This window comes from Pseudomonas sp. HUK17 (genome assembly GCF_001566765.1).
On record NZ_LSMW01000006.1, the window covers coordinates 55250 to 77336 of the forward strand.

At 67.5% G+C, this 22087-nt stretch carries 17 protein-coding genes; 10 read left to right on the top strand and 7 right to left on the bottom strand.

Going from position 1 to position 22087, the window contains the following annotated elements; all coding sequences use genetic code 11:
- Nucleotides 1-64: 64 nt before the first annotated feature.
- The 3 genes from yejK to AX284_RS04030 form a co-directional block, all read right to left on the bottom strand.
- A complete protein-coding gene (gene yejK / locus AX284_RS04020; protein ID WP_017640943.1) occupies nucleotides 65-1072 on the bottom strand; it encodes a nucleoid-associated protein YejK in 1008 nt (335 codons plus the stop codon).
- Nucleotides 1073-1151: 79 nt separating this feature from the next.
- Complete coding sequence (locus AX284_RS04025; RefSeq protein ID WP_064308629.1) at nucleotides 1152-2030, bottom strand: GntR family transcriptional regulator; 879 nt, start codon at nucleotides 2028-2030, stop codon at nucleotides 1152-1154.
- Between the two features lie 86 nt (nucleotides 2031-2116).
- On the bottom strand, nucleotides 2117-3571 hold the full coding sequence (locus AX284_RS04030; RefSeq protein WP_064308628.1) for an amino acid permease: 1455 nt from the start codon (nucleotides 3569-3571) through the stop codon (nucleotides 2117-2119).
- 249 nt (nucleotides 3572-3820) lie between these two features.
- Between AX284_RS04030 and AX284_RS04035 the strand changes: the two genes are divergently transcribed.
- Complete coding sequence (locus tag AX284_RS04035; protein WP_064308627.1) at nucleotides 3821-4834, top strand: GlxA family transcriptional regulator; 1014 nt, start codon at nucleotides 3821-3823, stop codon at nucleotides 4832-4834.
- Nucleotides 4835-5020: 186 nt separating this feature from the next.
- Entirely contained in the window at nucleotides 5021-5176 is a 156-nt protein-coding gene (locus AX284_RS11835) for a hypothetical protein (RefSeq protein WP_085984310.1), read from the top strand.
- A gap of 73 nt (nucleotides 5177-5249) precedes the next feature.
- Here the strand turns inward: AX284_RS11835 and AX284_RS04045 are convergent, their stop codons facing one another.
- The gene (locus AX284_RS04045) at nucleotides 5250-6149 is read right to left on the bottom strand and encodes a DMT family transporter (RefSeq protein WP_064308625.1); all 900 of its coding nucleotides are present in this window, start codon (nucleotides 6147-6149) and stop codon (nucleotides 5250-5252) included.
- 97 nt (nucleotides 6150-6246) lie between these two features.
- On the opposite strand from AX284_RS04045, the gene AX284_RS04050 reads away from it, so the two are divergent.
- The 5 genes from AX284_RS04050 (at nucleotide 6247) to AX284_RS04070 (ending at nucleotide 11975) form a co-directional block, all read left to right on the top strand.
- Nucleotides 6247-7107, top strand: a complete 861-nt coding sequence (locus AX284_RS04050; RefSeq protein WP_017640949.1) for a LysR family transcriptional regulator — start codon at nucleotides 6247-6249, stop codon at nucleotides 7105-7107.
- A gap of 174 nt (nucleotides 7108-7281) precedes the next feature.
- A complete protein-coding gene (locus tag AX284_RS04055; protein WP_064308624.1) occupies nucleotides 7282-8472 on the top strand; it encodes an MFS transporter in 1191 nt (396 codons plus the stop codon).
- A 182-nt stretch (nucleotides 8473-8654) separates the two neighbouring features.
- Nucleotides 8655-9860, top strand: coding sequence for an exonuclease subunit SbcD (gene sbcD / locus AX284_RS04060; RefSeq protein WP_064308635.1), 1206 nt, complete (start codon nucleotides 8655-8657; stop codon nucleotides 9858-9860).
- A gap of 100 nt (nucleotides 9861-9960) precedes the next feature.
- Nucleotides 9961-10800 carry an SRPBCC family protein gene (locus AX284_RS04065; protein WP_064308623.1) on the top strand — a complete coding sequence of 280 codons (840 nt, stop codon included), beginning with the start codon at nucleotides 9961-9963 and terminating at the stop codon, nucleotides 10798-10800.
- Nucleotides 10800-11975: a zinc-dependent alcohol dehydrogenase gene (locus tag AX284_RS04070; RefSeq protein ID WP_064308622.1), complete on the top strand. Its 1176-nt coding sequence runs from the start codon at nucleotides 10800-10802 to the stop codon at nucleotides 11973-11975. The genes AX284_RS04065 and AX284_RS04070 overlap by 1 nt, the downstream gene beginning before the upstream one ends.
- Before the next feature lie 42 nt (nucleotides 11976-12017).
- On the opposite strand, the gene AX284_RS11900 is transcribed toward AX284_RS04070, so the two are convergent.
- Complete coding sequence (locus tag AX284_RS11900; protein ID WP_156522344.1) at nucleotides 12018-12155, bottom strand: hypothetical protein; 138 nt, start codon at nucleotides 12153-12155, stop codon at nucleotides 12018-12020.
- A 172-nt stretch (nucleotides 12156-12327) separates the two neighbouring features.
- Here AX284_RS11900 and sbcC point away from each other — a divergent pair, with 172 nt between their 5' ends.
- From sbcC to treA, 3 genes are all read left to right on the top strand, one after another.
- Nucleotides 12328-15753 carry an exonuclease subunit SbcC gene (gene sbcC, locus AX284_RS04075; protein WP_017640955.1) on the top strand — a complete coding sequence of 1142 codons (3426 nt, stop codon included), beginning with the start codon at nucleotides 12328-12330 and terminating at the stop codon, nucleotides 15751-15753.
- Between the two features lie 126 nt (nucleotides 15754-15879).
- Complete coding sequence (locus tag AX284_RS04080; RefSeq protein ID WP_068383724.1) at nucleotides 15880-17793, top strand: PAS domain-containing sensor histidine kinase; 1914 nt, start codon at nucleotides 15880-15882, stop codon at nucleotides 17791-17793.
- A 99-nt stretch (nucleotides 17794-17892) separates the two neighbouring features.
- Nucleotides 17893-19536: an alpha,alpha-trehalase TreA gene (gene treA / locus AX284_RS04085; RefSeq protein WP_068383725.1), complete on the top strand. Its 1644-nt coding sequence runs from the start codon at nucleotides 17893-17895 to the stop codon at nucleotides 19534-19536.
- A 315-nt stretch (nucleotides 19537-19851) separates the two neighbouring features.
- Here treA and AX284_RS11940 read toward each other — a convergent pair whose 3' ends face one another.
- Nucleotides 19852-20004, bottom strand: a complete 153-nt coding sequence (locus tag AX284_RS11940; RefSeq protein ID WP_177329645.1) for a hypothetical protein — start codon at nucleotides 20002-20004, stop codon at nucleotides 19852-19854.
- Nucleotides 20005-20068: 64 nt separating this feature from the next.
- On the bottom strand, nucleotides 20069-21880 hold the full coding sequence (locus tag AX284_RS04090) for an ABC transporter ATP-binding protein (RefSeq protein ID WP_068383727.1): 1812 nt from the start codon (nucleotides 21878-21880) through the stop codon (nucleotides 20069-20071).
- Nucleotides 21881-22087: the final 207 nt, after the last annotated feature.

Genomic DNA, 22087 nt, shown 5'->3' on the forward strand with positions numbered 1-22087 from the left:
GCAACCCCAGGTGTCCAGGAGGCTCGACGGTCATTCGCGGATGACCGTGCTCGCTGCGCTCAGGCTAGTCATTACGCCGCTTGAGCTGGTCCTTGAGCTGGGTCGGCACCTCGCGAATGATCAGCAGATCCTGGCCTTCGTCGTATTCGATGCGCGAACCCAGCAGGTGCGCTTCGAAGCTGATCGACAGGCCTTCGGCGCGACCGGTGAAGCGGCGGAATTGATTGAGGGTGCGCTTGTCCGCCGGGATCTCCGGCGCCAGGCCGTAATCCTTGTTGCGGATGTAGTCGTAGAAGGCGCGCGGGGCCTGGTCGTCCATCAGCTCGGAAAGGGCGTCCAGGGCCATGGGTTCGCCGCGCTTGGCCTGGCTGCTGGCGTAGTCCACCAGGGTATCGGTCTTTTCCTTGGCGGCTTCTTCGGGCAGGTCCTCGCTTTCCACGTAGTCGCTGAAGGCCTTGAGCAGGGTGCGGGTCTCGCCCTTGGCGTCGACGCCTTCCTGGCAACCGATGAAGTCGCGGAAGTAGTCCGAGACCTTCTTGCCGCCCTTGCCGCGGATAAAGGAGATGTACTGGCGCGACTGCTTGTTGTTGCGCCATTCCGAGAGGTTGATGCGCGCCGCCAGGTGCAGCTGGCCCAGGTCCAGGTGCTTGGCCGGGGCGACTTCCAGGCTCTCGGTGACGGTCACCCCCTCGCTGTGGTGCAGCAGGGCGATGCTCAGGTAGTCGGTCATGCCCTGCTGGTACTGGGCGAACAGCACATGGCCGCCGGTGGAAAGGTTGCTGCTCTCCATCAGCCCCTTGAGATGCTCCACCGCCTGGCGACTGAAGGCGACGAAGTCCTGCTCGCCTTCCAGGTAGGCATGGAGCCAGCCGCTCAAGGGATAGGCGCCGGATTCCTCGTGGAACAGGCCCCAGGCCTTGTTGGGCTTGGCGTTGTAGCTGTCATTGAGATCGGCCAGCAGATTCTCGATGGCCTGGGAGTCGGCCAGTTCGGCGTCCCGCGCGTGCAGGGTCGCGGGCTGGCCGTCGGGCTTCTTGTCGATCAGATGGACGATGGCGTGACGGATCGGCATGACGGCCTCGGGTAACGGAGAAAAGTCCGCCAGTCTAACGCCCCCGCGCCCTGGCGGGCAGGCCCTGGGCGCCGCAGGCTCAGCGCGCCGCCGTGGCCTGCTTTTCCTGCAGCGCGTTGCCCAGGTGGCGGGTCATGAAGGTCGCGGCCTCTTCGCGGCGGCCCTCCAGCAGCAGATCGATCAGCTGCAGATGTTCCTGGCAGCGGCGCTGGGCCTGCTGGCGATCCACCGACTTCTGGTACTCGATCAAGCGGCGCAGGCGATTGAGCCGGCGCAGCGCATCAAGGATGAAGGCATTGCCCGAGCAGCGGGCGATGGTCTCGTGCAGGCGGGTGTTGGCGTCGAAGATTTCCGCGGGCGAGGCCTCGAACACCCGGCCTGCGGCCAGCAGCGCCTGCTCGTCGCGGCAGCGGCGCAATTCTCCGGCATCCAGGGTGAAGTCGGCGTCGCGGATGCCGGCCGGTTCGATCAGCAGGCGGAAGGCATAGCTCTGGGCATAGGCATCGGGCGAGGTGAGACCTTCGACGAAGCTCCAGCCGTAGCCCGGCAGGCGCTCGGCCCAGCCTTCCTGGACGATGCGCCTGAGGATATCGGCCAGTTGCCCACGGGTGACCTGGTAGCGGCGGATCAGCTCGTTTTCCGTGACCTTCAGCGGCAATTCGCCCTCGATGCGGTCGCGGGCGATGGTCAGGTACAGGCGTTCGCTGGCGGACACCTCTTCGCGCGCCTGGGGCGTGGCGTCCAGGGCCGCGGCGGCCACGGCGAAACCGCCCTCGGGATGCCGCGCCAGCAGGCTCTGGTCGGCCATCTGCTGCAGGGCGCTGCGCACCGGCGAGCGCGACACCCGCAGCCGCTCGGCCAGGGTGCGCTCGGGCAGCCGGGTGCCGACCGCCAGCTGGTGCGAGGCGATGTAGGTGAGGATGTCGGGAATCAGTTGGGAGGCGAGGGTGGTGCCCATGGCAGCGCTGGCGAGTCGATCGGAAAGATCCGGGATGCTAGCACGGGACCCGCCGGGCGCAGCCGGTGGGTCCCGCTGGCGGTCGCTCAGTCCCCGCTCGGACTGACGTCCATGTCCTTGAGCTTCACCAGGCGGCTCCGATGCTTGAAGCGGTAGCCCAGCCAGACGGCGAGAAACAGCGGCAGGCTGATGTAGGTGGCGGCCAGGCCCAGCCAGTCGACGCCGTTCGGCCCGAACAGGGCGGCATAGTTCTGCCCCAGGGTGATCACCAGGCAGAGGGCGAAGGCCAGCAGCGGCCCGAAGGGAAACAGCTTGGCGCGGTAGGGCAGGTCTTCCAGGCGGCGACCCTGGGCCAGGTAGCCCTGGCGGAAGCGATAGTGGGAGACGGCGATGCCCAGCCAGGCGATGAAGCCGCACATGCCCGAGGTGTTGAGCAGCCAGCCATAGAGGGCCTTGTCGCCCACCAGCGAGGTAAAGAAGCACAGGGCGCCCACCGCGGTGGTGGCCAGCAGGGCATTGCGCGGCACGCCATTGCGCGAAACGCGGGCGAACAGGCGCGGCGCCTTGCCCTGTTCGGCCAGGCTGTGCAGCATCCGGGTCGAGGCGTACATGCCCGAGGTGCCGGCGGAGAGCACCGCCGAGAGTATCACCGTGTTCATCAGGCTGGCGGCGAAGGCCAGGCCGGCGCGCTCGAACAGCAGGGTGAACGGCGAGACGGAAACGTCGGTGGCATCGTTCTGCAAGAGGCGCGGATCGGTGTAGGGAATCAGCATGCCGATAACGAAGATCGCCAGCACATAGAACATCAGGATGCGCCAGAACACCTGGCGGATGGCGATGGGTACATTCTTGCGCGGATTCTCCGATTCACCGGCGGCGATGCCGATCAGCTCGGTGCCCTGGAAGGAAAAGCCGGCGATCATGGCCACCCCGACCATGGCCTGCAGGCCGCCGACGAAGGGCGCCTCGCCCTGGGTGAACACGGACAGGCCCGGCGGCTCGATGCCGCTGAAGATGCCGAGAATGGCGGCCAGGCCCAGGCCGATGAAGACCACCACGGTGGCCACCTTGATCAGCGCGAACCAGAATTCGCTCTCGCCGAAGCCGCGCACCGACACCGCATTGAGCAGGAACATCAGCGCGAGAAACAGCGCGCTCCAGATCAGCCCCGGTACCTCGGGAAACCAGAAGCCCATTACCAGCTGCGCCGCCACCAGTTCGGCGGCGATGGTCACCGCCCAGTTGTACCAGTAGTTCCAGCCCAGGGCGAAGCCGAAGCCGTCCTCGACGAAGCGACTGCCGTAGATGGAAAAGGAGCCCGACACCGGCTGGTAGGCGGCCATTTCGCCGAGGCTGGTCATGAGGAAGTAGACCATCAGGCCGATCAGCGCATAGGCCGCCAGGGCGCCGCCCGGGCCGGCGGTGGCCACGGTGGCGCCGGAGGCGACGAACAGGCCGGTGCCGATGGAGCCGCCGATGGCGATCATGTTGAGGTGGCGGGGCTTGAGCCGGCGCTGCAGACTCGGAGAGGCGGTGGACATGGAATTTCCAGCTGGCAGTTGAAGGGGCCGGACGTTGGCTCTGGCGGCCATTCACGGTCATGGGGCGCAGGGCGGTGAACCCACCGCCTGCGGCGACCTGCACGGGCAGGTGGCAAAAAAGCGGCGAAGCTTAGCAGGCTAAGGGCGCCAGGTGGGATGGCGGTCGTCGGTGCGAAGCTGTCGCAGTCCGATCATCGCCAGGTTGAGCTTCGGCTAGCATGAGCCCAAGGTCGGAGAAGGCAGCACAGCGTGATCGATTCAAGAACCTTTGGTAGCGGTATCCAGGGCAAGAACTACCTGCAGTTGCAGTCGACGCGGCCGCGACCGGAGTTTTCCCGACTGGTCGGCTTCATCCTGCTCGATCACTTCTCCCTGCCGTCCTTCACCCAGGCGCTGGATACCCTGGTGACCGCCAACCTGCTGGCCGCCGGCACCTTCGCCACCCAGACCTACAGCCCGACCGGCGCCGAGGTGCTCAGCGATCTCGGCATCGTCATCCGTCCGGATGGCGACTACCGCGCCGTGGAGCAGGCCCGCTTCGACCTGCTGGTGGTCTGCGGCGGGCTGCGGACACCGCTGGAGCTGGATTCGCGGCTCAAGGCGCTGCTGCTGCGTGCCGCCAAGCAGCAGGTGACCCTGTGCGGCCTGTGGAATGGCGCCTGGCAACTGGGTCAGGCCGGGGTACTGGACGGCTATCGCTGCGCCATCCATCCCGAGCACCGCGGCGCCTTCAGCGAGCGGGTGCGTGGTTGCAAGACCTCGGCGGAAAGCCATGTGCTGGATCGCGACCGCCTCACCGCCGCCAGCCCCAGCGGCGCCTTCCACCTCTTTCTCGAATGGATCGGCGCCCAGTGCGGCAGCGCCCTGGCCGATGGCCTGGTCAATATCCTGGCTTTCGAGGAATCGCGCTTCCGCCAGGTCAATCCGACGCTCAAGGTGCAGATGACGCCGCCGCTGCGCGAGGTGGTGACCCTGATGGAGGCCAACATCGAGGAGCCCCTGACCATCGAGCAGCTGTGCGACTACGCCGGCCGCTCGCGGCGCCAGGTCGAGCGGCTGTTCCGCGAGCAGCTCGATACCGCGCCCATGCGCTACTACCTGGAGTTGCGCATCACCGAAGGACGGCGCCTGCTGCAGCACTCCACCCTGTCGGTGCTGGAGGTGGCGGTGGCCTGCGGCTTCACCTCGGTCACCCACTTCAGCAAGAGATACTCGGCCTACTTCGGCTATCCGCCGTCCAAGGAGCGGCGGTTGAAGTACTAGCCTGCCGGTACGCCGCCAGGCAATGACAACCGTCGAGAAAACGCCTGCATGGCCTACTTCAGAGTGTTTCGTCGGTGCGCTGGAACGGCTGCGCGCCGTCCCGCTCGAAACATCACCCCCGGTGCAACACTGCCCGCATGATGCGTCGATGGGGATCCGAATGACCTACCAAGCCAAGGAAATCCCATGACCGATCCACGCAACGTCGCTCACGACAAGAAAGTGCAGCAAGAAAAAAAGCATCATGGTGAGGACATCGCCCCCGATGCCGAGCACGCGCCGCAACCAGGTAAGAAGCCTGCGCTCAAGGATCACGACGAGCAGGCTGACGAAAAGGAGTGAGCATGGGCGCGCCTCGTATCGAACGAGGCGCATGACGATGCTGACAGCCGTCAGCATCGCGTTCTTGAGACCCTCATCTGCCCAGCGCCGGCTCCAGGCGGCCGCTCCGCTCCGCGGCATTCAGGCACAGCAGCCCCGCCAGGGCGAACAGCAGGCCGAGCAGCATGCCGGGTGCCAGGGGTTCGTCGAAGCAGGCCCAGGCCCACAGCAGCGCCACCGGCGGACTGAGATAGAGAGCGCCACTCACCGCCTGGGGGCTGCCCTGGCGCAGGCACAGCCAGTAGAGGCCGAAGCCGAGCAGGGTCGGGATCAGCAGCCATAGAACCGCCAGGGCGAAGCCAAGGGTCAGCGGTGGAGTCAGCGGGCCTTCCACCCCGGCCACTCCCAGCATCACCAGGCTACTGGCCGCGAGCTGGATGAACAGCTGGGTCCGCAGGGCCAGGCGGCTGGGTGGCAGGCGACTCTGCACCAGGGTCGCCAGCGCCAGGGCCAGGGCGCTGCCCAAGGGCAGGGCATAGGCCCAGGCAGGCGCCACGCCCAGCCCCAGTCCGGCGCCGGTCGCGAGCAGGACCCCGGCCAGGCCCAGCCCCAGGCCGAGCCACTGACGCCCGTTGGTACGCTGGCCCGGCAGCAGGCAGCAGCCCAGGGCCACCAGCAGCGGCGACAGATCCGAGAGCAATGCCGCCAGCCCAGGTGAGACACCCAGTTCGATGGCCTTGGCTGCAGGGGCAATGCAGCAGGCGAAGGCCAGGACGCCGATACCCGCCTGTTGGCCAATGATCTTCAGCGGTAGCCGCCGCACCTCGGTCCAGGCGAACGGCAGCAACAGCAGGGCGGCCAGCAGCAGGCGCCAGAAGGTCACCAGCAGGGTAGGGGCCTGGTCCGCTGCATAGCGATAACCGACGAAACCGGCGCTCCAGCACAGCACCAGGGCGAATTGACGTAACAACGGAGAAGACAGCGCAGGGGACATGACCAGACTCCAGGTGACGGGATGCCTTGAGCCTGGACCGGGGTGGTAATACAATCAAACGACATTACGTGCAGCTATTCTTCGATAAAGGTGCATCATGCCTGCTCCCCTCGATATCGACGTCCTGCGCACCTTCCATACCATCGTCCGGCTGGGGCAGTTTCGCGCCGCCTCGCTGCAGCTCAACCGCAGCCCCTCGGCGGTGAGCAGCCAGATCCGCCGGCTGGAAGAGCAGACCGGCGGCCGGCTGTTCGAACGCGACAACCAGGCCGTGACCCTGACCCCGCTCGGACGTCGCGTGCTGCTGGAGACCGCCGAGCTGCTGCAGGCCCACGACCGCATCCTCGCCGGTCTCACGGGGCAGCCGGTGGTGGGCGAGGTGCGCCTGGGGGTGGCCGAGGACTATGCCGCGCGCCTGCTCAAGGCTGTCTTCCCGCGCCTGCAGGGCGAGCATCCTGGCATCGTTCTCGAAGTGCTTACCGGCAATAGCGGCCAGCTCCGCCGCTGGCTTGGCCAAGGGCTGCTGGACCTGGCGCTGCTGGTGGGGCCGCCGCGCACCGACCGGGCGGATGGCCAGCTGTTCGGCCATACCCAGCCGGTGTGGGTCGCCGGTCCCGGTCTGCAACTGAGCCCGGACGCTAGCGTGCCTCTGGCGCTGCACGGCGAAGGCTGCAGCTATCGCGAGTTGGGCATCGATCTGCTGATCCGCCAGGGCCGGCGCTGGCACGCGGTGGTGACCAGCGCCGCCTCGTCGGCGCTGGAAGCGGCGGTCGAACTGGGCCAGGCCGTGGCCATCACCGACCGGGCGCGCATGACCCCGCCGATGCGCGAATTGACGCCAGAGGAGGGCTTTGTACAACTGCCGGTGCACGAACTGCGGTTGGCCTCGCCACCGGGCGAACGCAGCCCCGCCTGCGCCTCTCTGGCCGGGCTGATCGCCGAGGATTTCCGCCTCTAGCCAGGCGGCCCCACGTTTGACCGGACGGCGGCGCAGCCACTAAGGTGCCGCCCTTGGTGCGCGAACCCCAGCACCTATCACACTCAGCCCCACCCCCGAGACACGTGGAGTCAGTCCGCCCGTCCGGCCCGCTACAGCCGCTCCTGTCCGCTTTTCTGGAATCCTCCGCCTGTCATGAATGCCCCACCCGCCATCCCTCGTCTCATCTATCTGCTGGCCCTCACCATCTTCGCGCTGACCACCGCCGAATTCATGGTCGCCGGCATGATGCCGACATTGGCCGCTGATCTCGGCGTCTCCATCGGCCAGATCGGCTATTTGATCTCCTGGTATGCCCTGGGCATGGCCTTGGGCGGCCCACCCCTGACCCTGCTGTTGCTGGCCCTGCGCCTGGCGGAAAAGTCGGCGCTGCTATGGCTGCTGTCGCTCTATCTGGTGGGCGCCGTGGTGGCCGCGCTGGCAGCCAATTATCCGGTGATGACAGCAGGCAGGGTGCTCATGGGCGTCGCCAGCTCCGCCAGCATAGGGCTGTGCCTGACCCTGGGCGCCAACCTGGTCACGCCGGATCGTCGCGGTCGGGCCGCCTCGCTGATCCTGTCCGGACTCATGCTGGCGCCGGTGTTTGGCGTGCCGGGTACGGTATTGATCGAGCAGCAGGCCGGCTGGCGCGCCAGCTTCTGGGCGGTCGCCCTGCTGGCGGCCTGCTGCACCCTGCTGGTCGGTCTGTGCGTGCCCCGCTCACCGGCGCGCGCGGCCGGGCAGTTGCGCGGAGAACTGGATACCCTGGTCAGTGCCCGGCTCTGGGCGGCCTACCTCACCAGCGGCCTGATCATCGGTGCGACCTTCGCCGGTTTCAGCTACTTCTCACCCATCCTCATCCAGGTGACGGGTTTCGCGCCCACCACCATTCCCTGGTTGCTGATGGGCTATGGCCTGGCCAATGTGCTGGGTAATCTGCTGGTGGGCCAGCTGGCTGATCGCTATACCCTGAGGGTGCAGGGCGTCGGCCTGGCCGTGCTGGCGCTGGGCTTCGCCCTGTTCGTCGGCTGCGCCGACAGCGCCGCGTCCAGCCTCCTGGCCCTGACCCTGATCGGCCTGACCGGGGTGGCGCTCAACCCGGCCATGGTCGCTCGGGTCATGGCCGCGGCCACGCCAGGCCCCCTGGTCAATACCCTGCACACCTCGGTGATCACCGCGGGCCTGGCGGTAGGTGCCTGGGCCGGTGGTGCGGCCATCGATGCCGGTCAGGGCCTGCGCGCGCCGCTGTGGGTCGGCCTGGGGATGGCGCTGCTGGGGCTGCTGAGTCTGCTTCCCCTGGGCTTGCGAAGGGATGCGGCAATCGCGGCACGGCCCTGCGCGGAGTGACCGCTCGGCCGTGCGTACCGGCGCGGATTTCCCTCGGTGCAGCAGGAGGAGGATACTGCGCCTCTTTGCCGCTCTGACCGCCGATACCCATGGAAAACCTCCCGCTGTTCGATCTGCCCGCCGCTGTCCCCGAGGAAAAATCCAAGCCCAGGCGCGCCCGCAAGGCCACCGCTCAAGGCGGCCTGCGCCTGCTGCACACCTCCGACTGGCACCTGGGGCAGCACTTTCTTGGGCGCACCCGCGAGGCCGAGCATCGCGCCTTTCTCGCCTGGCTGGTCGACCAGGTGGAGGAGCAGGGAGTGGACGTGGTGCTGGTGGCGGGAGATATCTTCGATACCGCCACGCCGCCGAGCTATGCCCGCGAGCTGTACAACGGTTTCATCGTCGCCCTGCGTGTTACCGGTGCCAGCCTGGTGGTGCTGGGCGGCAACCATGATTCCGCCGCGGTGCTGGCCGAGTCCCGCGAGTTGCTGGCCTGCCTGGACACCCGGGTGATCCCCTGCGTCAGCGAGACGCCGGCCGATCAGTTGCTGGAGTTGCGTCGCCGCGATGGCGAGATCGGCGCGCTGCTCTGCGGCATTCCCTTCGTCCGCCCACGGGACGTGGTGCAGAGCCAGGCCGGGCAAAGCGCCGCTGAAAAGCGCCAGGCGCTGCAACAGGCCATCCAGGGGCACTATGCCGAGTTGCATGGTCTGGCGGAGGCGCGCCGCGCCGAGCTGGGCATGGCCCTGCCGATCATCGCCACCGGCCACCTGACCACCGTGGGCGCCAGCGCCAGCGAGTCGGTGCGCGAGATCTATGTCGGCAGCCTCGACGCCTTTCCCACCAGCGCCTTTCCACCGGCGGACTACATCGCCCTCGGCCATATCCACCGGCCCCAGCGCGTCGGCGGCCTGGAGCAGGTGCGCTACAGCGGCTCGCCACTGTGCCTGAGTTTCGACGAAGAGCGCGCCAAGCAGGTCCTGCTGGTGGAGTTCGGTACCGCCCTGGAGCGGGTGACGTCCGTGGCGGTGCCCTGTTTCCAGCCCCTGGCCGTGGTGCAGGGCAGCCTCGATACCCTGGGTGCGGCGCTGATCGAGGCCGCTGCCGATGGTCGCCCCGGGTGCCCGGTGTGGGCCGAGGTGGTGGTGACCGGAGACGACTACCTGGCCGATCTGCAGCCACGCATCTCCGCCCTGGTCGCCGAGTTGCCGCTGGAGGTACTGCGCGTCAGGCGCGCACGCAGCGCGATGGCGCCCACCCTGCAGGGCACCCAGCGCGAAACATTGGAAGAACTCAGTCCCCTGGACGTCTTCAGCCAGCGCTTGGCCGAAGAGTCCCTGGACGACGAGCTGCGCACCCGCCTGGAAGGCCTTTACCGCGAGGTTCTCGGCGAGTTGCCCGCCTGATCGCAGCGAAACGCGTCCATCGGACCGCTTTTCCCCTTCGGAACAACGTCCCACGCGCTGGGGTCACCCTCTCTATGTAGCCCATACCGGAGGAGACCCCATGCACGACCTATCGCAACCCCTCGCCGCCACGCGCCATGAGCGTTCCGACAACCAGGTAGCCAATGTCCAGGGCACCGAACGGGTGGTTTCCCTGCTGGGCGGTGGCTTGCTGATCCTTGGCGGCTTGCGCCGCGGTGGTCTGGCCGGCTGCGTGAAGATGGCCTTGGGCGCCATGGCCCTCAGCCGCGGGGTACGCCAGCGCTGCGAACTCAAGGCCGCACTGCAGCCGTCGCCCTTCGAGCAGGCCTTGGGCGAACGCTGGGGCTGGCGCAATCCCACCGCCATCCAGCGCAGCGTGACCATCGCCAAGCCGCGTGAAGAGGTGTTCGCCTACTGCGCCGATCTGCAGCACCTGCGCGAGCTGCTGCCCTTCGTCGATCGCATCGAGCTGGGTGCCGATGGCGACAGCCACTGGCATGCCTCCGGTCCCCTGGGACGCACCCTGAGCTGGACCCTGGAGCAGAGCGAGCGCCGCGAGAACGAGTTCCTGCTGTGGAGCACCGTGCCCGGCACCTTCATGGCGCACAAGGCCAGTCTGACCTTCAGTGACGCGCCCCAGGGCCGTGGCACCCTGGTGCAGGTCGTGCTGGCCTGCGAAGCCCCGGCCGGCCTGCTCGGCCATGCCGTCACCGAAGGCATCAGCCGCTTCACCGGCAAGGCGGTCAACCTCGGCCTGCGCCGCCTCAAGCAGCAACTGGAAACCGGCGAGATCGCCACCCCAGAAGTCTCGCGTAGCGGTCGCCCGCTGGCGCCACCCCATCCGCCGGTGACTCGCCCGGCCGATGAACCCTCGGCTGACATCGACGCGGGCCTTGGTACTCCGGGGAGGGCGAATTGATGCGTGCCCTGACCTGGCAAGCCCCCAACCGCCTGCAGGTGGAAACCGTCCCGGATCCGGAGATCCTCAATCCGCGCGATGCCATCGTGCGCATCATCATGTCCTCGGTGTGTGGCTCGGACCTGCACCTGCTGGGCGGCTATGTCCCGGCGATGAAACCCGGCGACATCATCGGCCACGAATTCCTCGGCGAGATCGTCGAGCTGGGCAGCAGCCTGCGCAACCAGGGCCTGGCCGTGGGCGATCGAGTGGTGACCGTCTCCATCATCGGCTGTGGGGACTGCGAGCACTGCCAGCGCGAGGATTACAACTGCTGCGACAACAGCAATCCCAAGCCTGAAATGACCGAACTGGCCTACGGGCAGCCCTGTTCCGGCATCTTTGGCTACAGCCACGCCTTCGGCGGCTATGCCGGCAGCCACGCGACCTACGTGCGGGTGCCCTATGCCGACGTCAACCTGTTCAAGGTGCCCGACGGCGTCAGCGATGCCCAGGCGGTGTTCGTGTCCGACGCCGTGCCCACCGGCTACTACGCCGCCGACATCGCCGACATCCAGCCCGGTGATACCGTGGCGGTCTGGGGTTGTGGTGGCGTTGGCCAGATGGCCATTCGCAGCGCCTACCTGCTGGGCGCCGAGCGGGTCATCGCCATCGACCGCTTCAGTGATCGCCTGCAGCTGGCGGCCGAGAAGGCCGGTGCCATCGTCCTCGACTACGAGACCACCAACATCCATGAAGCCTTGCTGGAACTGACTGGCGGGCGCGGCCCGGATCGCTGCATCGATTGCGTCGGCATGGAGGCCCATGGCACCCAGTTGGATTACGCCTACGACAAGACCAAGCAGATGCTGCGCCTGCACACCGAGCGTGGGTCGGCGCTACGCCAGGCCATCCGCGCCTGTCGCAAGGGCGGTACGGTGTCGGTGATCGGGGTCTATGGCGGCTTGATCGACAAGTTTCCCATGGGCGCCATCGTCAACAAGGCCTTGACCCTGAGGTCGGGTCAGCAGCCGGGGCAGCGCTATGTGGAGCGGCTGTTCGAGCACATCCAGAAAGGCGAGCTGGATCCGTCCTACCTGCTCACCCACCCGATGAGTCTGGAGGAATCGCCCTATGGCTACGAGCTGTTCAAGTCCAAGGACAAGAACTGCATGAGGGCGGTGTTCATGCCTTGAGGGGCCGCCCGGCGATCCCAGGATCGTCGGGCTTTTTATCCGCTAGACCAGCCAGGTTGTCAGCGGCTGCCAGAGCGCAGCGGTCTTGTCATCACCACCGCAACTGACCAGTGCCAGGATGCCCAGGCCGATCAGCAGCGGCATGCCAAGAAAATCGAAGGGAGACAGAGGTGAGCGCACGACGGATCCTCCCGGGAAACGTTGTTGCAAGGCGGTACCTTTCTGTTGAGAACGGAGCGGGAGGCAAGTTCAGCAGCGGGCATGACCATAGGTCGAATGGTCGGTTGGCATGGGCGCGCGCGCCCAACAATGCCAGAATCGGCGGTTCGCCGAGTCGTCCTGGAAAAGCCCGATGAAGATCCTCACCCTGCGTCTGAAGAACCTCAATTCCCTCAAGGGTGAGTGGAAGATCGACTTCACCGCCGAACCCTTCGCCAGCAGTGGCCTGTTCGCCATCACCGGACCGACCGGGGCGGGCAAGACCACCCTGCTGGACGCCATCTGCCTGGCGCTCTATCACCGCACCCCACGCATGAGCAAGGTGGGCGGGGAGAGCAACGAACTCATGACCCGCCACACCGGCGACTGCCTCGCCGAGGTGGAATTCGCCGTGCGTGGCGAGCGCTACCGGGCCTTCTGGAGTCAGAGGCGCGCGCGGGATCGGGCCGATGGCGCCCTGCAGCCACCCAAGGTTGAACTGGCCCGGCTCGATGGGACCATCCTCGCCGAAAAGACCGGTGACAAGCTCAGGCTCACCGAAGAGCTCACCGGCCTCGACTTCGAGCGCTTCACCCGCTCCATGCTGCTGGCCCAGGGGGGCTTCGCCGCCTTCCTGGAGGCCAGTGCCAGCCAGCGCGCCGAACTCCTGGAAGAGCTGACCGGGACCGCTGTGTACGGCCAGATCTCCCAGCGGGTATACGAGCGGGCGCGGGAGGCCAAGGGCGTGCTGGACGGCCTGCGCCAGCGCGTCGCGGGGGTCGAGGTACTGGACGATGAACGCCGTCAGGCACTGGCCGCCGAGGGTCTCGGTCTGGCGCAGCGCGAAGAGCAGCTGGGCGCCGACCTCAAGACCTGGCAGACCCAACGCCAGTGGCTGACCGCCCTGGAGCAGGCGGTGGCGGGCGAGCAGCAGGCCGAGGCGCGCCTGGCCGCGGCGCAGCAGGCCTGGGAGGCCGCCGAGCCGCAGCGCCAGCGATTGGCGGCGGCCGAACCGGCGGCGCGATTGCTGCCCATCGAACAGGCCTGGCGCGAGGCCCAAACCCGCGAACAGCGCAGCCGGGAAGAGCTGGAACAGCTCGATCAACGCATCCAGATTCTGGCCAGTCGCCGTGACGTTGCCCTGGCCCAGGCCCTGGGCGCCAGTGGCGAACAGCTGCGCCAGGCCGAAGCGGAGCAGGCGCGTACGCTCGAGGAGCAGCACCACCTGACCGAGAGCCTGGCCGAGCGTAGCCGCCATGCCGAACTCGGCGAACGCCTGGGCGATTGGCGCAGCCAACTGGCGCTACGCGACGAAAGAGCCGAGGCCCTGGCGCGCCTGACGCGGCGTCAGGAGGAGCAGACCCGCCAGCTGCAGTTGCTGGCCGAGGAGCGCGAGGCCCAGCAGGGGGCGCTGACCCGCGCCCGCGAGCAAGCCACCCAGGCCCAGGCGGCGGAGCACGCCCAGACCGAACGCTGGCAGGCGGCGCTGGACGGGCGCGACGAAAAGGCCTGGCGCGCCCTCTGGCAGGCTGCGCTGGGCCGGGTCAATGAGGTGGACCAGCTGGATCAGCTGGTCGAGCGTCGGCGCCAGCTGCAGACCCAGCTGGAGCGCCTGGCCCGCAGCCAGGGCGAGCGCCAGCGCCAGCATGGCGATCATCAGGTGCGCCTGGATGCCCTGCGCGGACGCTATCGCGAAGTGGCCCAGCAGGTGCGCGAGCGCGAGAAGCTGCTCGAACAGGAGCGGGTCATCCGCAGTCTGGAGGCCCAGCGCGCTGCATTGCAGCCCGACGAACCCTGTCCGCTGTGCGGCTCTCGCGAGCATCCCGCGGTGGCCGACTATGCCGCTCTGGACGTCTCCGCCACCCAGACCGCCCTGCAGGACGCCAAGGCCGAGCTGGAGCGCCTGACCCAGGAGGGCAAGGAGCTCAGCGAGGCCCTGGCCGCGCTCAAGGCGCAACTCGATCAGGCCAACGAGCAGCAGACCGAGGCCAGTCAACAACTGGAGCAGTTGGGCGAACTCTGGCGCCAGCGTTGCACGGCCCTGGGCGCCGATCCCGAGGCGCCCGGCGCGGTGGCCGAATTACGCCGGCGTCAGGATCAGGAACTGGCGCGCATCCAGCAGGTGCTCGCCACCCTGGATGGTCTGCGCCAGCAGCGCGAGGAAAGTCGCCAGGAGGCCTTGCGCCTGGCGCGCCAGCAGGCCGATGCCGAACAGCGCCTGGCCCTGGCCGAGGCGGCCTGGGAGCGGGCTCGCCAGGCGCTGGCCGAGGGGGCCGACGAGCAGCGCGAAGCCCAGGCGCAACAGACCAGTGCCGAGCGTCGACTGGGCGAGGAGCTGGCCGGCTGGGGCCATGAGGTACCCCGTCGCGCGGCAGAATGGCTGGCCCAGCGCGACCAGGAATGGCGAGTCTGGCAGGCCGATTGCCAACGGGCGCAGGCGTTGCAGCAGCGCTTGAAGGACAGCGCCCAGCGCCTGGCCACGCTTGCCCCGCTGGTGGTGACCTGGCGCCAGCGCGCTGGCGAGGTCGCGCCTGCCACGGTAGCGCCGCAAGACGCCGCCGCCGTCCTCGTTGAGGCCACCACGACCTGGGAGGACTGCCGCGAGCAGGGCGCGGCGCTGCAGGGGACCCACCAGGCGCTGCACGAGCGGCTGGCGGGTGAAACACGCCAGGCCCGCGAGGCCGACGAGCGCTGGCAGGCCGCCCTGGCCGCCAGTGCCTTCGCCGATGCCGACGCCTGGCGCGCCGCGCAACTGGACGACGGCGAGCACGCCGCCCTGACCGCGGAGCGCAGCCGCCTGGAGACCGCCCTGACCGAGGCTCGCGCCCTGGCCGGTGCGGCGCAGGAACGTCTGGCAACCTTAAACGCCGCGCCGCAGACCGAGCGCAGCGCCGCCGAGCTGGATGCCGAACTGGCCGCCGCCAACGCCGAATTGCGTGCGCTGGGCCAGCGCCAGGGCGAGGTCAACGCCGCCCTGCGCGAAGACGAACGGCGCCGGGACGGCCTGCAGGCCCTGCTCGGCGAGATCGCCGCCCAGGAGCGCGATCACGATCTCTGGCAGCACCTCAATGGCCTGATCGGCTCGGCCGACGGCGCCAAATTCCGCAAGTTCGCCCAGGGCCTGACCCTGGATCACCTGGTGCACCTGGCCAATGGTCAGCTCATGCGTCTGCATGGCCGCTATCGGCTGATCCGGCGCCAGGCGGCGGAACTGGAACTGCAGATCCTCGACACCTGGCAGGCCGATGCTCTGCGCGACATCCGCACCCTCTCCGGTGGCGAGAGCTTCCTGGTGAGTCTGGCTCTGGCGCTGGCCCTGTCGGATCTGGTCAGTCAGCGCACCGGCATCGATTCGCTGTTTCTCGACGAGGGCTTTGGCACCCTCGATGGCGAAACCCTGGAGGTCGCCCTGGATGCCCTCGATCAGCTCAATGCCAGCGGCAAGACCATCGGCATCATCAGCCATGTGGAGGCGCTCAAGGAACGCATCCCGGTGCAGCTCAAGGTGCGCAAGGGCGTCGGTCTGGGCCATAGCGGTCTGGAGCGGCGCTATGCCGTGGAGAAAAACGCGACCGAGTGAGTAATTTTTCCGGCGCAGTGGTCGAAGCGCAGCGCGAAGCGAAACGATGAAACTGTTAACGTAGACAGGTTCGCCGTCTTTGATGGCGTTATGACATCTCCTTTTCCTACCGGCCACCTACCCACCATGTCCCAATTCCTTGCCGTCGGCCTGTTCGAATACGATCCCAGCCGCGCCGAATGGCGCGCGGATGCCGCCTGTGCGGCCATGCTGGAACGGGACGCCGAGGCGCTGGCCCGTGGCCTTCCACCCGCCGAGGTGCTGAGCGGCCTACAGAGTCGCAGTACGCCGCCCGAGGGACTGCTGCCCGCGCCAGGGCAGGTCTGGGAGGCCTGGCACCAGGGTGCCGATGGCCAGTTGCGCTGCCTGCAGTTCCAGCGGCGCGAGGCCGGCGGCGTACTGCTGGACGTCACCGCGCAGCGCCGCCATGAGGCGGAGCTCTGGCAGGGCGAGGCCTTCAAGCGCAGCGTCATGGTCTGCAGCGTCGACTGCATCAAGCTGATTGATCTGGAAGGGCGCCTGGAATACATGAATCCGGGCGGCCTGATGGTCATGGAGATCGATGACTTCATTCCCTTCCAGGGGCGCCTCTGGGCCGAACTCTGGCCCGAGGGGCAGCGTCACGAGGTGCTGGCCGCGATCGAGGCGGCGCGCCACGGCGGCATCGGCCGCTTCACCGGGCTCGCGCCCACCGCCAAGGGCACCCGGCGCTGGTGGGACGTGGTGGTCACGCCGATCCTGGGCGATGACGGCACCCCCCTGAAATTCCTCTCCATCTCTCGCGACGTCAGCGAAACCGTGCGGGCCCGCGAGGCCCTAGACGAACTCAACCGCAACCTGGAAGAGCGCATCGAGGTGCGCAGCCAGGAGCTGGTGGCCCTGGAAGAGGAACTGCGCCAGGCGCAGAAGATGGAAGCCATCGGCCAACTCACCGGCGGCATCGCCCACGACTTCAACAACCTGCTGACCGGCATCGTCGGCTCGCTCGACCTGATGCGTCGGCGGGTGCAGCAGGGACGCATCCAGGAGCTGGAGCGCTATCTGGACACCGCTACCCGCTCGGCCGAGAACGCTGCTGCCCTGACCCAGCGCCTGCTGGCCTTCGCCCGCCGTCAGGTGCTCGAACCGCGCCCGGTGGATGCCGGTCAGCTGGTGCAGGGCATGCACGAGTTGCTGCGCCACAGCCTGGGCAAGAAGATCCGCAAGGACGTCCAGCTGGACGCCGACCTCTGGCTGCTGCATTGCGATCCGCACCAGTTGGAAAACGCCATCCTCAACCTGGCCATCAACGCCCGCGACGCCATGCCCGAAGGCGGCAACCTGAGCATCCGGGTAGAAAACGTCAGCGGCCCCCTCAGCATCGGCTTGCCGATCGAGACGGTGGCCGGTGATTTCGTCCGTATCCAGGTCTGCGATACCGGCACCGGCATGGACGCCGATACCCTCAAGCGTGCCTGCGAGCCCTTCTTCACCACCAAGCCCAGCGGTCGTGGCACCGGTCTCGGCCTGTCGATGATCTATGGTTTCGTCCGCCAATCCGGCGGCCAGGTGGAAATCCACTCGGTGGTGGGCGAGGGCACCTGCATCAGTCTCTATCTGCCGCGGTTGCTGGCCCAGCCCGAGGTGCAGCCCACCCCCAGCGAAGCCGAAGGCCCGGTGCTGCCGGAAGTCTCCGGTGACTGTGCGCTGATCGTCGAGGAGGAGCGCGAGGTCCGCGTCATCATCGGCGAGGTGCTGGCGGAATTGGGCTACACCCCACTGGCGGTGGCCGACAGCGCCACCGCGGTTGCCCTCATCGCCTCGGGCACCCTGCGCATCGATCTGCTGGTGACCAGTCTCGGCCTCTCCGGGCTGGACGGCCGGCAACTGGCCGAGCAGGCGCGGGCCACCAGCCCCGGGCTGCCGGTGCTCTATCTGTCTGGTCAGGCGGACCCGGCGTCCCTGCCGGAGCTGGCGGAAGAGGGCTTCGAACTCATCGGCAAGCCCTTCGGCCTGGAGGAACTGGCGCGCAGCGTGAGGCGTCTGCGCCCGGGTAGCTGAGCCCGTCGCGGCGAACTGTCGCGGCGCTTCAGGGTCGATCCTTTCGTGTCGCAACGTCTGTTGCGGCTGCTGTCGTGTCGACAAGAAAAGGAGCGCTTCATGAAACGCCTGCCACCTGCGCCACCCGCGCGGATGCTCGTCCTGTCCCTGTCCATCGCCTTTCTCGCCGCCTGCGCCCATGAGGGCAGCAAGCCGGAAACCCCGACCTGGAGTTGGCGTGACGCCAGCAACGCCCGCGCCGTGCCGCCGGACCAGGCCTATCCCGAGCTGTTCGCCGCGGTGCAGCAGGGCAAGCTGTTCACCGACCAGAAGCACTTCGTCGATGCCCTGCCCAAGCGCAATCCGGCCGACATCCGCCAGGACTACCTGGCCCAGCGCGACAAGCCGGGCTTCGACCTCAAGGCCTTCGTCAGCGCCAACTTCGAAGAATCCGCCCCGATCAAGGCCGAGCCGCCCAAGGCGGGCGCCGACCTGCCCACCCACATCAAGGACCTCTGGCCGGTACTGACCCGCCATTACGAAGAGGTCCCGGCCTACAGCAGCCTGTTGCCGCTGCCCAAGCCCTATGTGGTACCGGGCGGTCGCTTCCGCGAGGTGTACTACTGGGATTCCTACTTCACCATGCTGGGCCTGGCCAAGGATGGGCGCACCGACCTGGTCCGCGACATGGTGGACAACTTCGCCCATGAGATCGACGTCTACGGCCACATCCCCAATGGCAATCGCAGCTACTACCTGAGTCGCTCGCAGCCGCCGTTCTTCGCCTACATGGTCGACCTGCAGGCCAGCCTGGAAGGCGATTCCGCCTATCGTCGCTATCTCCCGCAGCTGCAGAAGGAATACGCCTACTGGATGGCCGGCGCCGAAGGGCTGCAGGCAGGCCAGGCCAATGCCCATGTGGTCAAGCTGGCCGACGGCACCCTGCTCAATCGCTACTGGGACGCCCGCGATACCCCGCGCCAGGAATCCTATATGGAAGACCTGGCCACCGCCGCCCAGGCCAAGGGTCGACCGGCCGGCGAGGTCTATCGAGACCTGCGCGCGGGTGCCGAGAGTGGCTGGGACTTTTCCTCGCGCTGGCTCGGCGATGGCAAGACCCTGGCGACCATCCGCACCACCGCCATCGCCCCGGTGGATCTGAACAGCCTGCTCTATCACCTGGAACAGACCATCGCCAAGGCCTGCGAAAAGACCGGCGAGGCCAGTTGCGTCCAGGCCTACAGCCAGAAGGCCAAGACCCGCCAGCAGGCCATCGATCGCTACCTGTGGAATCCCGCCGGCTACTACACCGACTTCGACTGGCAGGCCAAGCGCCGCACCGACAAGGTCACCGCGGCGACGTTGTTCCCATTGTTCGTGGGTGCGGCCAGCCAGAGCAGCGCCGACCAGACCGCCGCGACCGTGGCCAACCAGCTGCTGCGTCCGGGCGGCATCGCCACCACCACGGTCAAGACCGGCCAGCAATGGGATGAGCCCAATGGCTGGGCACCGCTGCAGTGGGTGGCCGTGGATGGCCTGCGCCGCTATCAGCAGGACAAGCTGGCGGCGGACATCGGCACCCGCTTCCTGACCCAGGTGCAGAATCTCTACGCCCGGGAGCAGAAGCTGGTGGAAAAATACGACCTCACTGGTGGCCAGGGCGGTGGCGGCGGCGAGTACGAGCTGCAGGACGGCTTCGGCTGGACCAACGGCGTCACGCTCAAGTTGCTCGAACTCTACCAACCGCAACCCGGCCCGAAATAAGGCCAAAGAAAAGGTCCGCCATGGCGGACCTTTTTCATGATGCGGAATATCCGTAGGTTGGGCTGAGACGGCTCCATCGTCGAAGCCCAACAAACCTGTGCCGGCCCGAAAAGCGTTGGGCTTCGCTGCGCTCAACCCAACCTACGGGCCACCATTCCCCCTCTCGCTCGGGGAGAGGGTTGGGGTGAGGGCAAACCCTACGCCTGACCCGTCACAGCGGATCCACGGGCGGCGCATCGTCTTCGTCCGCGGGCAGCTCCGCAGGATGCAGCCCTTCCGGATCTTCATCCTCGGGCAGCGGCAGGATGGCGTTCATCAGCTGTACTCCGGATCGCGCGGATTCTTTTGCGGCAGGCGCTCTTCCACCGGCCGGTCTTCCGGGTCATCGCCCACGGGCTCTTCGGGATCGGGCGCGATGTCCGGATCGATGTCCAGTTCGTCGGGGTTTTCCTTGATCTGATCGTTCATGCGGCCTCCGCGAGTGGTTGTTAAGGTTGGGCAGAGCGCCCTGCGCGAAGTTCGCCACCGGCGATCAGCGATAACCCCGGGCCTGCAGATCGAACAGCTGGGCATAGCGGCCGCCGCTGGCCAGCAACTCCTCGTGATCGCCACGCTCGCGGATCTCTCCGTCTTCCAGCACCAGGATCTGATCGGCGTTGCGCACGCTGGAGAAACGGTGCGAGATCAGCAGGGTCATGCGTTGCTGCGCCTGGGCCCGAAAGCGCTCGAAGATCACCGCCTCGGCCGCGGCGTCCAGGGCGGCGGTGGGTTCGTCCAGCACCAGGATGTCGGCGTCTTCGCGCATGTAGGCGCGCGACAGGGCGATCTTTTGCCACTGCCCGCCGGACAGCTCCTGACCGCCCAGGAACCAGCGCCCCAGTTGCGTCTCGTAGCCTTCGCGCAAACCAGCGATGACCTCGTCGGCCAGGCCCTGCTCGGCTGCCTTGCGCCAGCGCGTCTCGTCGTGGAAGGCCGCGGTATCGCCGACCCCCAGGTTCTCGCCGGCGGTGAGCTGGTAGCGGATGAAGTCCTGGAAGATGACGCCGATGCGCCTGTGCAGCGCCGCCGGCTGCCACTCCTGCAGATCGCTGCCATCGAGCAGGATACGGCCACGCGTCGGGCTGTGCAGGCGGGTCAGCAGCTTGATCAGGGTGGTCTTGCCCGAACCGTTGGCGCCCACCAGGGCCAGGCTCTGGCCCGGCGCCAGGTGAAAGCTTATGTCCTTGAGCGTCGGCGCGGTCGCACCCGGATAGGTGAAGCCGACCCCTTCGAATCTCAGGCCGTCGCCAGGCTGGCTGCCCAGGGTGAGACTGCCGCCCTCGGCACTGGTCGGCTGGCCCAGATAGTCGTAGAGATTGCTCAGGTAGAGGCTGTCTTCGTAGAGCCCGCCCAGGGCCGTCAGGCTGGCGCTGACCGCCGCCTGACCCTGGCGGAACAGGGTGAGATAGAGGGTCATCTGGCCCAGGCTCAGGCGACCGCGCACGGTATCGAGCACCACCCAGGCATAGGCGGCATAGAAGGCGAGGGTGCCCAGCAGGCCAAAGACGAACCCCCAGCCGTCACGTCTCAGGGTCAGGCGGCGGTCCTCGGCATAGAGCTTGGCGAAGGTGGTGCGATAGCGCTCCAGCAGCAGCGGCGCCAGGCCGAACAGCTTGACCTCCTTGATGTAGGCCTCGTGGGAAAGCAGCGTTTCCAGATAGGTCTGGCGGCGGGTCTCGGGCGCACGCCGGCTGAACAGCCGAAAGGCATCGCCGGAAAAGCGCGCCTCGGCGAGGAACACCGGCAGGGCGCCCACCACCAGCAACAGCAGCGCCCAGGGCGAGAAATGCACCAGCAGCACGGCGAAGCTGACCAGGGAGATGAGGTTCTGCAGCAAGGTGAGGGACTTGGTCACCAGGGCCAGCGGTCGTATCGAAGCCTCGCGCCGGGCTCGCACCAGCTTGTCGTAGAACTCGGCGTCCTCGAATTGCGCCAGCGACAGGGTCTGGGCCTTTTCCAGGATCAATAGATTCACGGTCTGCCCAAGGCGTACCCGCAGCAGCGATTGCTGCACCGACAGCAGCCGCTGGGCGCCCGCCAGGGCCGCCAGTACCCCGGCTTCGGCCAGCACGAACTTCAGCACCGGCCATAGCGGTGCCTGGCCCTGGTCGGCATGCAGCCGCATGGCCGCCACCACGGCATCGACGATGCGCTGCCCCAGCCAGGCGGCCAGCGCCGGCAGCAGGCCGGCGACCAGGGTCGCCAGGATCAGGCTGATCATCAGCGCGGGTGAGGTACTCCAGACCAGGCCGGCGGCGCGGCGCATCTGCTGTTGCACGATAGCGAAGGAGGTCGAGAGGGCCATGGCGGATCTTCGGCGGGGTCAGCATTAGTCGAGGCGGCGATCGCCATGTTCCCCAGGCTATGGCAAAAGGCTTACACCGACTGGTGTCACCTGGCCATGTTGCTACCTGCGGGGACTGCGTAATCTACACCCATCAGCCGCGCAGGATGCGCAGCCCTGAGGTCACGGATGAAGACCAGGCCAGGATGGCGCCTGACAGGACGTTGG